Genomic DNA, 15,178 nt, shown 5'->3' with positions numbered 1-15,178 from the left:
TCAAATAGAATAGCAGCTGACAGAGCAGGAGGGTGTCGAATGTTTTGGTTGAAATTTATCTTCATTGTGATCATGGTGTTGGCTCTGATTTCTATCGTGAAGTTCAATCTCCGAAAGATGTTTAAGATAGAAAAGGTAAAGAAGGAGTTCTTTTCTTATCATCATATTAATGAGTTACATCGTAAAGTGGACCGATGGGTGAGGCATAGTTCCGCTATCATATTATTTGTTTTTGTTTGGATTCTCTTGTTCTACTACGAGGACTTTACGTACCTATTCACATATGGAATCATCTTCTTCGCGGTTTTAGACTATGGTGTAAAGGCATTCTTTGAGTATACGTATAGTGAAGTACCGAAGCAGGCGATCTTAACGTTAGCTGAAATGTGCCTGGTGCTGATAGCCATAGTGGCTGTTGTTCAATTAGGATTGCTGGGTTCTTATTATTGAAAGAAAGGGAGAGGAGGATGGGGCACTTCTTATTAAAAATCATTCTCGTCATTTTGATATACCTGTTGTTGAAGTACATATTCCACCATGGGATCAGCAGCTGGCTCGGTGTGGGCAGACGGGGAAGCGCGGGGACGGTTCTGCTGCTTCTTTTAACTGAAAAGGGAGCACGAGAACCGTCCCCGTGCTTCCTTCCCTAAAGGTTATCTGTATGAATTCTTGGGGCTGCCGGGTCAAGCGCTGCTGCTGCTCTTGCATTATCATTGTTTCGATCCGTTTTATTTCCATTGTCTAATGTTCTGTATTTTTCTATGTCTTTGGATGTTTTCTTTTTGCCAGTCATCCTATCACCTCCTATGGATAATATGCTCAACTAACCTTTTCTAATGCGGTTAACGCTGAAAGACGTTTATCCAAGGGGAGCATGGGGACGGTTCTGTTGCTTCATCTTGACCAAAAAAGGAAGCACGAGAACCGTCCCCATGCTTCGTTTCCCCCTTTTTCAAAAAAACCTTTCTTTTACGCACCTCCATAGTGTATGATACATAGTATAAACTATATAGTGTACGACACATAGTATAATTCAATCAAAGAGGTGAACATATGGATAAGTCACTGCTGACATCCTTGACGACGGAACTGCGGAGGGGGACATTGACCCTGGCGGTATTAAGTCAATTACGGACACCGCAGTATGGATATTCCCTTGTCCAACTACTGGAGAAAAGCGGAATTTCGATGGAGCAGAGTACTCTCTATCCACTGCTGCGCCGTTTAGAGAAGCAAGAGCTGGTCACAAGCAGCTGGGACCGGTCGGAAAGCAGGCCGAGGAGATATTATGTGTTGAGTGAATACGGCACTGATATTCTTGGACAGTTACAGACCGAATGGGAAAAGATGTCTGGAGAATTGGCTATTTTATTAAAGGGGGATGAGGAAGGATGAAGCTTGTTGAACTTTATATTCAAGAAGTGATGAGAAGGCTGCCGGAGAAGAACCGGGAGGATATTGCCCTGGAATTGACATCCACGATTGAAGACATGCTGCCGGATGATTATACAGAGGAAGATGAGAGAGAGGTACTGACTTCACTGGGGAACCCGGCAGTTTTGGCCTCGAATTATCAAGACCGGCCGATGCACCTGATCGGACCAAGATATTATGATCTGTATATGACGCTCTTGAAGATCATTCTTCCGATTTCTGCAGCTGTCACGTTCATCGTGTTGGCTGTATCATCTGTATTGAGCTACTCAGGGGAATCAAGTCCGATTGAGATATTCCTGTCCATCGCAGGAAATGGCGTGGTCGAGGTCATCGGAACAGCAATGCAGGTCTTCTTTTGGTTGACTCTTACCTTCGCGATCATCGAGCGGACCGTTTCAACGGACAGTCAGCTTCCGATCACCATGAAAGGGAAAGAGTGGACGCCTGAAGACTTGAAAGATATCCCGTATATTCCGAAAGAAAAACGAATTTCCAAACTGGAGATTTTCGGAGGTCTAATTTGGACGGTCATCTGGTCAACCTGTTACTTTAAAGCGTCAAGTATCGTCGGATTGTATGAAAAGAGTGACAGTGAAAGAACATTCACTCCATTCTTTGATGGGGATGTGCTCATCGGGTATTGGCCGTTGGTCGTGTTCCTGATCGGCTTGGAACTTCTCCTGCTGCTTAGAAAATGGAAAGCGGGGGTCTGGACCAGGAAGCTTGCGATCGTGAATGCAGTTTATCAGTTCATTCCTGTTCTAGCTTTTATGTTTGTTTTCAGGAACGTGGAGGTGCTGAATACAGGTTTCATAGATAGGGTACAGGAACTATTCGACGCCTCTTTCAATTTTCAGTGGCTCTACCTGACCATATCGGTTGGGTTATTGGTCACCGCGGTGATCAACAGCTATGATGGGTTTAAAAAAGCCTATAAATAGAAAAAAGGTTCTGATCAAGAGATCAGAACCTTTTTCACTTGGTTTTTAATGTAGATTAACATTGTTGACGAAATCCTCAGTAAGGGAACTTTTACCGTTTGTTGAATGACTTTGCTATGTCCCTTTGTTCAAGGACGCTCCAACACTGCAGCAAGCAACCCATGTACAACCTCATGATCACGCACATCATGCAAACGATACTCCTCACCGGGGAGCGTATACCACTCATCAGCCCCTACATACGTGATGTTAAGCGTAAGCATTCCTTCATCATTACAAGTCGTCACCAGCTCAAGCTCACCGCTGATCACACCTACCTCAGAAGTCATGACTCCGTGAGTGGCAGTAAAAACAGTTGATTTCTTTTCCATATGTATTCCTCCTTTCTTGTAAGCATAGGGACGGTTCTTCTGCTTCGCAATGACCAAAAAGGAAGCACGGGAACCGTCCCCGTGCTTCCCACCCGTGCTTCCAAGAATCAGTAAATGCAGCTGTTCAGCATGCCTTGAAGGGCGGTTTTTTCTGAAGATTGCAGGCTTAATCCCCATTTGTATTTCGTGCTGATCCACCACTTTGAGTAACCGCATGCTGCGCCGGAGCGAGGTGGCTGCCATGTGGATGGATCCTGGTCGCCTTTGGAGCGGTTGGAACTGGCGCTGACGGCGATCAGCTGCGGGCCGCTCAGGTCGTTGGCGAAGTCTTCGCGTTTTTGTGTGGTCCAGCTGCTGGCACCGGAGCGCCAAGCTTCAGCAAGGGGGACAACGTGGTCGATATCCAGGTCGGATGGATCGGTGAACGTGACTCCGTCATAGTAACTGTACCAATCGCCGGAGGTCACGGGGCAGCTGCCGCTGTAGCTATCGGCGTCACGCTGCAAGACGAGCTGGCGGGTGTCGCAGCCGTTCCCCTGGCCGATCCAGTGGGGGAACTTATCCCGGGAGTAGCCGGTCATCGAGCCTTCGGATTTCACTTTCAGGGCGTTCAACTGAGATTGGGCCGTGGACTTGGACGGTGTACCAGGCGGGAATGCTAGTGCCGATGGCAGGAATAAAGCGAACGAGAGAAGTAGGGCAACAACAAACAACATCGATTTCTTCAACATGGGAATGCCTCCTGTATGTAATTTTTTTATATCAACATGTCATTCCTGAGAGAATGAGATGTTAATAGTAAAACAATGGGGCAAGGCAGTGAGAAAAGATTGATTAAGAGGACAGGGCATTGGTTTTAGTTCGCTTCTACTTGTCATGATAGGGGATGGAATAACCTTCTAACAAGTTAAAATTTTGTAAATCATAGCGTTTTACATATGTTGAATCGTTGTTCCTATCCCTTTGGAATCATATAGTCGCCAAGGGGAAGCAAAATAATGGGTCGTTGCACCTAGATGATAAAGTGACCGTATATTATTTAATTTGCTCTTCAAAAACGACCAATTTTTGGTAACATCATTATTAGGCAAAAGATTAAGAGAGTGGAGGACTTCTCATGATACTCATCCAGAAGGCAAACCCTACTCACGTAAAAGGATCAAAAAAGTCTGTTCCGAAGGTTATTGGGCAACGTACCAGGATATCTATACGAACGAATATATTGAAAAAGTGATTGAAAAGTTTTATTACCAAGAACGCATTCTGAAGGAAGTGATCACATCGGACAGGCATTGGGGAGGTTATTTTGTCGCGGTTGAAAACGATGAAGTCGTTGGCGCTGGTGGAGGCGGGATGATCGCAGAGACCGATGGAGAACTTTTTGTTTTATATATGGATCCTAATCGACGCAACGAAGGAATCGGAACTCGATTGTTAGATGCAATCACTCAGCAACAGAAAGAAGAATTCCACGCAAGAAAACAATGGGTGTCCGTACAAAAAGGGAACCAGAAGGGGATTCCATTTTACGAAGCAAAAGGGTTTGTGTATGAATACGAGCAACCTGTTTATGAAAATCAGGAGGGGGATTATCGATCATTAAGGTATTCCCGTTTCATATAAGTGAGGCATTGAGGAAGTTCTGCTGCTTTCACTTCACCAAAAAAGGAAGCACGAGAACCGTCCCCGTGCTTCTTTTTGTTTACAGTACCTTTCTTCCGTGTAAAGGAATAGTAATACAGTAGAAAGGAGTTTGTTATATGAATTTCATTTCAACAAGGAAAATCATCTTATTTTCTTTCCTTGCTGCCATTCTTATGACAGGGTGCTCCACGGAAGATGCAGCAACGGAACCACAAAGCCAGACGGGTCAAGAGGAGAAAGGTAATCCTTCCGACCAAATTTCAGATAAAAACCAGCCGGACGATGAAGGAAGTAGAACGGAAGAGCAGGCAGGACAAAAGGATGAATCTTCCAGTGGCAATCAGACAACAGAAGGAGACAAAAACTCCCAAGAGGAGAATCCAAAAGAGGAAGATCATGCTGAGAATGGTTCAGAAACAGACCATACGTTAACGAAGGAACAAGCCGCAAAAATTCTACAGGACTACAAGAATACGTTTATGGTAGATACCAGTTCAGAGGGCACAGTAGAAAAATATCAAACCAAGGAAGAACTTTTATCCCATTATCAATCGATTATGTCGGAAGAACTTGCCCAGGGCTATGTTGATGATTTTTTCAAAATGGAAAATGGCAAGTTGAAGATGGTTGCAACGGAACCACCTGTTTGGCTTAATCCTGACCAAGAGTACAAAGTAAATGAACAAGATCATACCACTTACCATGTTATCCAGAGTAAAAGCAGTCAGCTTAGAGGGGACAGAGAGTACACATTTGAACTGGAATATGAGAAAGACCACTGGATGGTAGCGGATGTGTCGAGTGAAAAATCCGGCAAGCTGACAAAAAAACAAGCCGAACAGCTCGTAAAACAGCATCTTGGTGACGAGATCAGTGAAAGCATGAGTGTAGAGTATGACCATATGGAACAAAATCAATTTGTCATTCATGTATATGAACAGATAGATAAGGGGGGAGAATCTCACATTGCCACTTACGGATGGTACGAGGTGAATCCTGAAACGGAAGAGGTTACTTCTTTATTTGATGATGGACAGGAAGATTCCGCCCAGATAAAGGAGAAAGCCCAAAAAGTGTTGGATGCCATTTTGAATGATGATATGAGCACTTTGGCAAGTTTTGTACATCCGGATAAAGGACTTCTCATTTCTCCTTACGTCAATATCAATGGAGAGGACGTTGTTTTTCAAAAACAAGATATCGACAATCTCTATGAAAATGAAAAAATCTATACGTGGGGATACCAGGACGGCAGTGGGAAGCCGATGAAATCTACTCCCCAGGAATACTTCCAACGTTATCAGGAGTTTTCAGAGGTGGATCAGGTCATTGTAGACGACCTGAAACAGCGTGGAAACGTAAAAATGAACATCAAGGAGTATTTCCCGAATTCCCATGTAGTTGAATTTTATAAAAAAGGAACGAAAGAAAATGCCAATATGGACTGGTCCAGTCTTTATATCGTCTTCCATAAAAACAATGAAGGAGAATGGAAGGCAGTTGCACTAGTCAGCGGGCAATGGACCATTTAGTACAGAGCGTTTATTTTACCTGGTGTATAGAGGATAGTTGTTACGCTCTTTATGGAATCAAGCAATAAAGAAGGCCATGCCTGCCGCTACTTTACATTTGCATGAGTCCTGTTTCTGGCCAGGCAACGTTAACCATGCCGATTAATAAATATGATATAAAGAGTATCCAAGACCGTAAGCGGGATCCATCCGTTTTGCGGTCTTTTTCTTTAGAATAGTAACAGTACTTCTTATTGCTCGTGATACTTATCAATCTGCCGAATCTCTGATGAGGGGGGCGATCACCTAATAAGAGTTAAGGGAAAGTGGTATTTTACTTTATGTAAAAATGATCACATGCATATGGACAATAGTGTGTAGGTCACTGGAAAAAAGATAAGTCAGGTATGATAGAATTAAATATCGGTCATTGTTTGACTTTTCTAAAACTTAGAAGAGGGCAATCTGCCCTTCTGAATCGATTTCACTATCACGCATAATACCCAACGGAGGAGGAAGCAAAATGTCTGCACACGAAGGTTTTATCGAAGTAACCGGCGGGAAGGTCTGGTACCGGATACATAATAAAGAATCCCAAAACATCCCCGTCATCATTTTGCACGGAGGTCCTGGTTCATCTCATTATTCCATGCAGGGACTGGGCATCTTGGCGGAGGATCGTCCTGTCATCTTTTATGATCAGTTAGGCTGTGGGAAGTCGGATCGTCCAGATGACCAATCATTATGGACGATTGACCGTTTTGTAGAAGAGTTGAGACAGGTAAAGGATGGCCTGAATTTGGAGGAGTTTCATATTCTCGGACATTCCTGGGGGACTACATTAGCGGCAGCATACTACCTTGCGAAGCCGGAAGGGATAAAGAGCATCATTTTCTCCAGCCCCTGTTTAAGTGCTCCATTATGGGCGGAGGATCAGGAGGAAAACCGTAAGCTTCTGCCTATGGCCGTTCAGGAAGCATTAAAAAGGAACGAAGAAAAAGGAACAACCGATTCTGAAGAGTATAAAAAAGCAACGGAGGTTTTTAACAAACACTTCGTATGCAGGCTTGATCCTTATCCGGAGTTCCTTAAAAAGGGAAGAGAGTTCAGAGGACCTGAAGTCTACAATATTATGTGGGGGCCGTCTGAATTCCATGTGACCGGCAACCTGAAACATTTTGACTGCACCGGACAGCTGAAAGATTTCAATGTACCGACACTCTATACTTGCGGACGATTTGATGAGGCAACGCCGAAGTCAACCGAGTACTACAGCTCGTTAACTCCAGACGGAACATTCCATGTATTTGAACAAAGTGCGCATATGCCTTATATAGAAGAGCATGACGAATATGTACAAGTGATCGGTGAGTTTTTGAAGAGTGTGGATTAACGGGAAGCTACTTGCCTCTCACGCCCTATCACTCTTAGAAGGGTAAAGAAGTATTGGAAAGGTAAGTAAACGGGGAGACAGATAAAATGTCTGACTCCCTCAATTTTGACTCCTTGGTCGGTCGTGCATGGTGCATAGAAGCAGGTGCAACTTCTAAATCAAATTCCTTGCCATCATAAATAGCACCGTTTGTCCAGCATCTTTCACTGCTTTTTATCCTCAGAGAGTTCACCCCTTAAAAGTAAACAACTCCTCAGAACGCACTCCTATTTCTTTTGATTTATCTTCTGATTTCACGTTTTGTTGAACGGGCATGTCGCTGTCAATCAAGCACTTCTTTAAGGTGGAGCTGATGGAATTCATGCTTAGAATCAATATGGAGAAAAGAATTAATGGAACGACAACGAGCAAGGGATTGGTGAATACTTGCTGGATGTTCATGCTGATGGTCGCAGCCCATTCGTTCGTTTCTGAGAAATAAACGGGGTTGCTAGGTTCATAGGGACCTATGGCAAATTCAGCTACCTTCATACCGCCAAGGGCCATTAAGATGATTCCGAGTTGAATGAGCAGGGAAAGGGCCTGTGATACCTGCTCGGAAAATAACACGATCGAGTGGCGCAGGAATTGGGGCAGGAGGTGTTTTCTCACAAGGTGGAACCGGCTAGCGCCCATCGTTTTAGAGACATCGACAAATTCCTGCTTCATAAAGAGCTTCATTTCTTCCCCGAGATAGATTCCGAGAGAAGGGATTGTAATGGCTGCGATTCCCGCCAGCTGGATGAAAAAGTAGCGGCCGGATGGGAGCGCATCCCCCTGGAAAGCCCCCTCCAATGGTGCCAGCAGTCCAAATACGACAATGGCAAGGGGAAGGTATTGAAAAGCCTCTCCCAATCCTTTTAATGTCTGTGTAAATGAACCGGGCAGAAACGTATAAAGGATGGCGAACCCAAATCCAAAGATCATCCTGAGGGCTGCTATGAAAAGGGCAGCGAAAATCGTGAACTTAGCACCGGCGATCAGGAGGAGCAAAAAGTTCCTTCCCAATCTGTCACTGCCGAGCAGAGGCATTTCTTCAGGCGTAAAAGGCGGAGCGGCAATGACCTTATTGTTTTCATCCGTTAAATAGTTGGTGGTTGCATCATAACCAGGGTACAGGACTGGAACAAGGAAACTCGCCACAAGAAGACCCATGATGATCAACACAGGGACAGCCATTCGTCTCACGATTGAATTAGACATTGTATTCTCCCCCTTTCAGCCATTTTTTCAATAACCAGGAACCGATTGTAAACACGATGTAAAATGGAACGAAAATCAGAAGCATCCCAAAGAAAAAGGCAGGCGATGACGAGGTTGCTGTTCGGAGCAGGACCGTCATGAAGCCTTTAATGTTAAATAAAATCTCAATGACAAGCAGATTGGAAAGCATGAGCAGGAAAATCGGCTTCAAATGCAGGAAGAAGTGAATCCACACATTCCGGAACACATGAAACCAGAGGGTATAAGCCTTTTTGAATCCTTTTGAAAATGAAAATTCTACATAAGGCTTGCTTTCTTCTTCCTTGAGTTGAAATAAAAACTGCTTCACTAGAAACACTACTGGCAGAAACGACAGACAAATGACTGGAAGCATGTAGATTCGTTCTTCACCCGTCGTATAGATGTCGAATAAGAGAAAGTCTGTTTTTTTGAACAGCCAGATGATGAACAGCTGGAATAACACGACGAGGAATACATCCGGGATTCCGTCGAGGATGTTGACCACTTTTTCTGAAGCCCGGTAAAGCTTCCTTGGCATGAGCATCATCAAGTAACTTACGACAACCGAAATCAGGATGGCGGCCAAAAACGAGATGAACAAAATGGTGAATGAATACGGATAGGTAGTGAGAAAAATGTCGAACATGTGGTATTGTTTATCATCTGCTCCCCACAGGACAATGATGGAAGAGGGGGAAGCGAGTTCAAGAATCGTCTGCCATAACCTTAACGCGTAAGCTCCGACATTGATGACGAGTTCTGTATCGTAATCCAATAAAGCGCTGATACCGCTGAGTAAAAACAACCCGATTAAAACAATCACAAAGTGAAAGGGCGTACGTAATACTTTATTCATCGAAGTCTCCCTTCCTTATTCTCGAAAAATTACAATTTTTACTATATAAATGGTACAATAAAGAAATTCAATAGTAAACACTATTCAGAAAATATTGTCGAAGGTGATCAGAAAATGTATCGTAATCTTTTTGTTTTTATACTATTCCTTTCATCCTGCCTGTTTCTCTCCGCCTGCAGGGTAGTCTTTGATCCATTCGCCCAAAACGCGGAGCAAAAGGAAATCCAAAAAGAACACCGTCAAAAAGCGGACGTGCAGGAGCAGGAGGAAGTCGTGCAGGAAGAGCCTGAAGAACCTGCGTTCAAGATTGATGCAACTCTAACATTGGATGGGGAGAATATGGTGTTATCAGGGGAAACGGACCTTCCCCCTGATACATATTTAAAGATTAATTTAATTCCATATAAGGGAAATGCAACAGCGGAAGAAATTAAGGAAAAAACCGCCGGGACTCTGAATGAAGTGCCTGCGAACACGGTGGGGATTGGAACTTCGGTTGAAGAAAACGGATCGATCAGGGAGAAGACATACTACAGACCGGATTTATCGACCCGGTACCGATTTGAATTGACCTTTGAGCCAGAAGGACAAGAGGAAAAGATCAAGCAGCAATTGATCGAACAAGCGGGCAGTCTGGATGAGCTGGCCGGACTCCAGGTGATAAAGGAAGCCGATCCCGATGCCTCCATGGTACACGGGGATGACCCGGTAAAGGGATACATCCAAACCGTCAACATCATGAAAGCAGATGAAGAAAATGGGGACGGCGTGACATTGGAGTTTGAATGAGGGAAGCATGGGGACGGTTCTGATGCTTCCTTTCCTTTTGAGAGAAAAGGAGCCAGAGAACCGTCCCCATGCCCTCACACATCAGGCCGCACCCACAACTTCGAAAAGTCCACATACCCAAAATGCTTGAATTCAATATTCATAATGTCAGTCGAAAAAGGGATGTAGCGTTTCTCGTAGTAGAGTGGGATCATAATGGATTCCTTCATAAGCCTATTCTCCAAGCTCATATTTATAGCGGTCCAGTCCTCGAATGGCGTATGCCGATATTCCTCAAGCAGCCTCTTCCACTTACCTTCCTTTTCAAAAAGGGCATATAAAGGAGAATAGCCGTTCTTCAAAAAGTGATAAAACGAGAAGTTCTGGTTGGATTCGAAGATTTCCCCGTGAACGAACAGGTCCACATGGAACGTTTTCGGATGCTTCGTCAAGGTGTCGGCAAAGGAAAACCACTGGAGGTCCACCGGGATTCCTTCTTTTTCGAAGATGTCGACGAGCCACTCGGTTGTTTTCACTGTATGGTTGGCACCCCGGATCACGATCGGCTCTTTAAACAAGGGACGTTCTGCCCTCGGGACGGTCATGGCTTGATCCTGGCCGATCAGGATGCTCTTACCGTTCGGTGTCAGGCGGGGGTCAACCTCACGAAGGGTATGGCGGTTCTTCGCAATCACCCAGTGCAGATAATCCCGGACGTCTTTCCTCTGAATCTGGGAATCTCGTCCCGGGACGGCATTCATGACGACAATCCCGAAGCCCGAATCACTTTCGACTTCTACGGAAGAGTACTGGTTCTCCCCGATGTGAGAATGATAGATTCCCTTAAAGTCTTTCGGCACTTGCACGAATTCGACGGCATCGAGGAGGGGCCTCTCCTGGAAGTGTTCTTTAAAGGCAGTGAGGGACGTCTTGGAATCACTGTTTTCTTCAAGTGAGAAGCATCCTGTCCCGAAGGTCCGTCCCTTGGATTCCTTGTACATGCTCGCACATATCATGCTGAGCATGGGGAGGATGTAGCTGCAGCCCCCGGGGTGATGGATGTCGATGATGAGCGGTGCCTTCACTTCGATTCTTTCAACGGGTGTCCATAGTTCCTGGTAGTGGGTACATGTCCGGAGTTGTTCGAGACAATGGGCGGCATCTTTGGCCGTCAGGATGGAGCCGTCGTGGAACCGGATATCCTTTTTGATATAAAGTCGCAGTTTGGCAGGGGAAGCATCCCAGCTGTGTGCGAGTTCCGGGAGGATGGTCCCATCTTCCGTGATGGAGACGAGGCGATTGAATACGTTTGCCACCAGGTGGGCGCTGAGGACATCGGCTGCCTCCAATGGATGGATGGAGAAAAACGGATATCGCTTCGGCACGATCAGTTTATCCTTGGACTCTTTCACAAACCCGAGTTTTCCGTGGAATTTCGTCATCAGTCTCATCTTACTGTCCGTTGACCAGTTGTACATGAGATACTTGCTGCTCTCTTCAATCGGTTCCTCTTCCATGAGCCTCACGACTTCTTCTTCGAACTCTTCTTCCACATCTTTCTTCCATAGGAGTGTCGATACATTTCCCCGTCCCCGGCCAGGTGTAAAAGCGATCCAGCCTTCTTCATTCCATTTTTTCAAATAGCGGGTCGTCTGTTTATGACTCAATTGAAGAGTTTCAGAGATTTCCTCCACGCGGATGCTGCCGGAGGGATAGTATCGCCAAAGGGTGAGTAATTTGTTCTCCATGTAGTTTTACCTCCTAAAAGGGGACATCAATTTGAAAAATGTCTATTTTTATAATCTTCCGTCTAGTTTACTATACAGTAAATAGAGGAGGGGGAACAACATGAAGTGGAAGGAATTACCTCGAAACATAAAAGTACGGATGATCACGTCATTTTTTAACCGTGCCGTATCATCCGCCGTCATGCCGTTCATGGCGCTGTTCTTTGCGCAGGAACTGAATAAAATCTGGGCAGGGATCTTCCTGATCGTCACTGTGGTGATCGGATTTTTCATCAATTTGGTCGGGGGATATATATCAGACCGCTTTCCCCGGAAGAAGGTGCTCCTGACAACGTCCTGGCTGAACGCCTTGTTCTTTTTCATCATGACCGTCAGTCTTTTTCCCGAAGATAATCTGATCCTGCTCTTCGCAGGTGCATATATCGGGTTCATCATCACAAGCAGCCTGGGCCGGCCGGCAATGCATGCCATTATTATCGATTCCACGACGCCGGAGAACCGGAAAGCCGTCTACGCCCTTGATTACTGGCTCGTCAATCTGTCCATGGCGATCGGTGCGGCTCTCGGGGGATTGTTGTATCTGAACCATCAAACCGAACTGTTCATGATGCTGACCTTCACGTCGACGACGATCCCTGTTGCTTATGGGATCTGGCTACAGGACAATTTCACAGATCAGCTTCAGAAAAAACACGAGAATGTGTTCATCGATCTCGTCAACAATTACCGGATTGCCTTCAGGGATTCGGCATTTGTGAAAGTGGTGGCAGGGTCCACCTTCATCTTCGCAGCAGAATTCTCCCTCAACAGCTATATCGGGATCCGTCTTGCAGAAACATTCAAAGCTGTGAACATCGGGAATTTTGAAATCGTCGGCGTCAGGATGCTCAGTATCTTGAACATTGAGAACATGATGCTCGTCGTATGCCTTACGTTCATCATCAACCGCTATACCGACCGCCTGAATAAGAAGAATGCTCTCTTGATCGGGCTCATCCTGTACGGTATCGGCTATGTGACGGTCACATCTGCCAACACATGGTATATCTTGATCGCCTTCAACCTGATTGCAACAATGGGAGAACTGATCTATTCCCCGATCCGCAATGCAGAACAGGCCAACATGATCCCAAGCGACAAGCGGGGCTCCTACTCCGCCTTCTCCAACCTGTCCTTCAGCGGAGCGGACCTTGTTGCCAGGTCTACCATCATTATCGGTGCCTTTCTGATGCCGACGATGATGAGCGTTTACATCGGCTTTATCGTTATGCTCGGTACCGTTCTTGTTTATACAGGATTGTTTGGCGGGAGCTGGGTGAAGGCGAAGATGTTAAATGATGGTGGAGTTGGTGCGAGTGGAGGGAAGTAAGGGGGAAGGTTGGCTTCCCAAAAAAAGTGATGTCCAGCTGTCCTTAATCCCTACTATACATAAAGGAGAGAGCGATTCATGATCTACCGTAGAAAAATGTACCGTGTTTCCCCACGGATTTTAGAAGATTTCAACCTGCATTTTAATAAAACCTTATTACCGACCCAGTTGAAATATGGATCCAGATTAGTTGGACGTTGGATGACCAATGAGACCAATGGGGAAGTGGACGTATTTGCCATATGGGAATACGACAGCTATGAAGAGTATGAAAGAATAGAAGCTTCTGTTAGAAGCGATGAAGCACACATGAAACGAGTGCAGGATTGGTACGGGAAATGGGGTGGAAGAGAAAACCTGAAGGAACATTTTTATAAAATCGATCAGGATTTTATCAACAATACTGTTACGGATTGCTGACCCTATAACGGAAAACGACTGTAATACAGGCTTTGATAGAAAATGTGCGCCATATTTAAAATAGGATGACAGATGTTCCATTAAGGAATGTCTGTTTTTTTATATCGGCACCTTTCGAAATGAAAACGTAAATAAATACATTTATTTTATAAACTTATAACTATATTTTGTATAAGTTTACTTTACATTTTGGGGATATTCATTTATTGTGTAGATAGAGAAAAAAGGAAGGTGCTGTAATTGAAGGAAGACTTCGGGGATTCGATCGTGAATAAAGTATATGAACACAGAGTGTTAAGGAGAATGTCACAAAAGGATTTGGCTGATGCGGTTGGGGTTTCCAAGCAAACCATCTTTGTAATGGAAAAGAACAATTATTCTCCTTCACTGGTGCTGGCCTATCGAATAGCCACCTTTTTTGAAGTAGATATCAGTGACATATTTTCTTATGTCAGAAAGGATGAGAACAATGATTGATGTACTGAATGACTGGATGTTACAAAGCTCGGATCACTTCAATGTGATGGTAGGGGTAACGATGGTTCTATATGTTGGATCTTTGGTCGTCCTCTACTATGTAACCAGAAAATTCGGTAAACCCGACGAAAGAACAAATGCCGTTTATCTCAAAATCATTTCTTGTATGTTTACGGCGCAACTCGTAGTAAATGGCATTTTTATTTCATGGGTTGATCGGGATATCGAGTACTTCCGCCAGATTTTTATCCTATTTCAAGGGATCGTTTTTTTAGTCGGCGCCATTTATTCGATTATGCAATATCGGAAAGATTTTAAATAATGTCTATAGTGGATGCTGAAACGTTAATGGTGCCTGACCTCTGAAACGTACGATCGTTCAGGGGTGGGCACCTTTTTATTTTTTTATCCGAACAGACGTCTGATAACGCTCCTTAATTTCTTCCATGGACAAAAAAGTCAGATTGGCACCGATCCCATCAGGGTCTTCGATTTTCATTAGATTGATATACTTTACCATCTTACCGGCAACTAATTTGATTCTGTATCGCTTAGAAGGATCTGGTCTATCGATCACAACGGGTTCAATCTTCCCTTCTTCATCCACGGTGACGTTTTTTTCAAAAACGTTTTCTGTTTGGGGATCTACCATATAGGATTGTATTTTCCCTAAGGGGTGATGGTCTGAATATGGTTGGATCGATAGGGATAGAGGCGTCTCTGGTGGAAGGCTGGTTTCCGTTCTGATAATGATCTTAGCGCGCTTTATATAGACGTGAGCGTCCATCGTAAATGGGGATTGAGCTATTTCAGCCGGGGCAAAAAGAATGACCCGGCATCCAGCCAAACCTAAACACATGGTGCATATGAAGGGTAGAGTAAAACGTTTCAAAGGTCTCACCGCCTTGTTGAATCTTCCTTTCTATTTTAACATGGGATTTCTTGTATTTTCCTTTTTTTACAATTAAATCTATGATATC

19 protein-coding genes are annotated in these 15,178 nt (G+C 44.6%); 12 read left to right on the top strand and 7 right to left on the bottom strand.

Going from position 1 to position 15,178, the window contains the following annotated elements; all coding sequences use genetic code 11:
* Nucleotides 1-39: 39 nt before the first annotated feature.
* Both BAA9072_RS01705 and BAA9072_RS01700 read left to right on the top strand, forming a co-directional pair.
* The gene (locus BAA9072_RS01705; protein ID WP_201712950.1) at nt 40-450 is read left to right on the top strand and encodes a DUF4181 domain-containing protein; all 411 of its coding nucleotides are present in this window, start codon (nt 40-42) and stop codon (nt 448-450) included.
* A gap of 17 nt (nt 451-467) precedes the next feature.
* Complete coding sequence (locus BAA9072_RS01700; protein ID WP_201712949.1) at nt 468-650, top strand: hypothetical protein; 183 nt, start codon at nt 468-470, stop codon at nt 648-650.
* Here BAA9072_RS01700 and BAA9072_RS01695 read toward each other — a convergent pair.
* Nucleotides 647-793, bottom strand: a complete 147-nt coding sequence (locus BAA9072_RS01695) for a hypothetical protein (protein WP_201712948.1) — start codon at nt 791-793, stop codon at nt 647-649. The two genes, BAA9072_RS01700 and BAA9072_RS01695, sit on opposite strands and share 4 nt — an antisense overlap.
* 260 nt (nt 794-1,053) lie before the next feature.
* Here BAA9072_RS01695 and BAA9072_RS01690 point away from each other — a divergent pair, with 260 nt between their 5' ends.
* A complete protein-coding gene (locus BAA9072_RS01690) occupies nt 1,054-1,395 on the top strand; it encodes a PadR family transcriptional regulator (protein ID WP_201712947.1) in 342 nt (113 codons plus the stop codon).
* Entirely contained in the window at nt 1,392-2,378 is a 987-nt protein-coding gene (locus BAA9072_RS01685) for an HAAS signaling domain-containing protein (protein ID WP_201712946.1), read from the top strand. Before BAA9072_RS01690 ends, BAA9072_RS01685 begins: the two co-directional genes overlap by 4 nt.
* 128 nt (nt 2,379-2,506) lie before the next feature.
* Here the strand turns inward: BAA9072_RS01685 and BAA9072_RS01680 are convergent, their stop codons facing one another.
* Nucleotides 2,507-2,749, bottom strand: a complete 243-nt coding sequence (locus tag BAA9072_RS01680; protein WP_201712945.1) for a hypothetical protein — start codon at nt 2,747-2,749, stop codon at nt 2,507-2,509.
* A 107-nt stretch (nt 2,750-2,856) separates the two neighbouring features.
* Complete coding sequence (locus BAA9072_RS01675; protein ID WP_201712944.1) at nt 2,857-3,480, bottom strand: HNH endonuclease family protein; 624 nt, start codon at nt 3,478-3,480, stop codon at nt 2,857-2,859.
* 337 nt (nt 3,481-3,817) lie between these two features.
* Here BAA9072_RS01675 and BAA9072_RS01670 point away from each other — a divergent pair, with 337 nt between their 5' ends.
* The 3 genes from BAA9072_RS01670 (at nt 3,818) to BAA9072_RS01660 (ending at nt 7,297) form a co-directional block, all read left to right on the top strand.
* Nucleotides 3,818-4,372 (top strand): GNAT family N-acetyltransferase, encoded by a 555-nt coding sequence (locus tag BAA9072_RS01670; RefSeq protein WP_330999255.1) that lies wholly within the window; start codon nt 3,818-3,820, stop codon nt 4,370-4,372.
* 137 nt (nt 4,373-4,509) lie between these two features.
* Nucleotides 4,510-5,925, top strand: coding sequence for a hypothetical protein (locus tag BAA9072_RS01665; protein WP_201712943.1), 1,416 nt, complete (start codon nt 4,510-4,512; stop codon nt 5,923-5,925).
* Nucleotides 5,926-6,427: 502 nt separating this feature from the next.
* Entirely contained in the window at nt 6,428-7,297 is an 870-nt protein-coding gene (locus BAA9072_RS01660; protein ID WP_201712942.1) for a proline iminopeptidase-family hydrolase, read from the top strand.
* A gap of 228 nt (nt 7,298-7,525) precedes the next feature.
* Here BAA9072_RS01660 and BAA9072_RS01655 read toward each other — a convergent pair whose 3' ends face one another.
* On the bottom strand, nt 7,526-8,539 hold the full coding sequence (locus BAA9072_RS01655) for a hypothetical protein (RefSeq protein WP_201712941.1): 1,014 nt from the start codon (nt 8,537-8,539) through the stop codon (nt 7,526-7,528).
* A complete protein-coding gene (locus tag BAA9072_RS01650) occupies nt 8,532-9,416 on the bottom strand; it encodes an ABC transporter permease subunit (RefSeq protein ID WP_201712940.1) in 885 nt (294 codons plus the stop codon). Before BAA9072_RS01650 ends, BAA9072_RS01655 begins: the two co-directional genes overlap by 8 nt.
* Nucleotides 9,417-9,530: 114 nt before the next feature.
* Here BAA9072_RS01650 and BAA9072_RS01645 point away from each other — a divergent pair, with 114 nt between their 5' ends.
* Complete coding sequence (locus BAA9072_RS01645) at nt 9,531-10,205, top strand: hypothetical protein (protein ID WP_201712939.1); 675 nt, start codon at nt 9,531-9,533, stop codon at nt 10,203-10,205.
* A 74-nt stretch (nt 10,206-10,279) separates the two neighbouring features.
* Here BAA9072_RS01645 and BAA9072_RS01640 read toward each other — a convergent pair whose 3' ends face one another.
* On the bottom strand, nt 10,280-11,932 hold the full coding sequence (locus BAA9072_RS01640) for an ABC transporter substrate-binding protein (protein WP_201712938.1): 1,653 nt from the start codon (nt 11,930-11,932) through the stop codon (nt 10,280-10,282).
* 100 nt (nt 11,933-12,032) lie between these two features.
* Between BAA9072_RS01640 and BAA9072_RS01635 the strand changes: the two genes are divergently transcribed.
* The 4 genes from BAA9072_RS01635 (at nt 12,033) to BAA9072_RS01620 (ending at nt 14,520) form a co-directional block, all read left to right on the top strand.
* Nucleotides 12,033-13,301 carry an MDR family MFS transporter gene (locus BAA9072_RS01635; RefSeq protein ID WP_201712937.1) on the top strand — a complete coding sequence of 423 codons (1,269 nt, stop codon included), beginning with the start codon at nt 12,033-12,035 and terminating at the stop codon, nt 13,299-13,301.
* A 78-nt stretch (nt 13,302-13,379) separates the two neighbouring features.
* Nucleotides 13,380-13,721 carry an NIPSNAP family protein gene (locus tag BAA9072_RS01630; protein ID WP_201712936.1) on the top strand — a complete coding sequence of 114 codons (342 nt, stop codon included), beginning with the start codon at nt 13,380-13,382 and terminating at the stop codon, nt 13,719-13,721.
* A gap of 240 nt (nt 13,722-13,961) precedes the next feature.
* Nucleotides 13,962-14,198: a helix-turn-helix transcriptional regulator gene (locus tag BAA9072_RS01625; protein WP_201712935.1), complete on the top strand. Its 237-nt coding sequence runs from the start codon at nt 13,962-13,964 to the stop codon at nt 14,196-14,198.
* Nucleotides 14,191-14,520, top strand: a complete 330-nt coding sequence (locus BAA9072_RS01620; RefSeq protein ID WP_230980716.1) for a 6-aminohexanoate hydrolase — start codon at nt 14,191-14,193, stop codon at nt 14,518-14,520. Before BAA9072_RS01625 ends, BAA9072_RS01620 begins: the two co-directional genes overlap by 8 nt.
* A 75-nt stretch (nt 14,521-14,595) precedes the next feature.
* Here BAA9072_RS01620 and BAA9072_RS01615 read toward each other — a convergent pair whose 3' ends face one another.
* Complete coding sequence (locus tag BAA9072_RS01615; RefSeq protein WP_201712933.1) at nt 14,596-15,090, bottom strand: hypothetical protein; 495 nt, start codon at nt 15,088-15,090, stop codon at nt 14,596-14,598.
* Nucleotides 15,091-15,178 lie beyond the last annotated feature (88 nt).

It is taken from the genome of Rossellomorea arthrocnemi, assembly GCF_904424705.1.
Classification (GTDB): domain Bacteria; phylum Bacillota; class Bacilli; order Bacillales; family Bacillaceae_B; genus Rossellomorea; species Rossellomorea arthrocnemi.
This window is presented reverse-complemented; position numbering and strand designations above follow the sequence as displayed.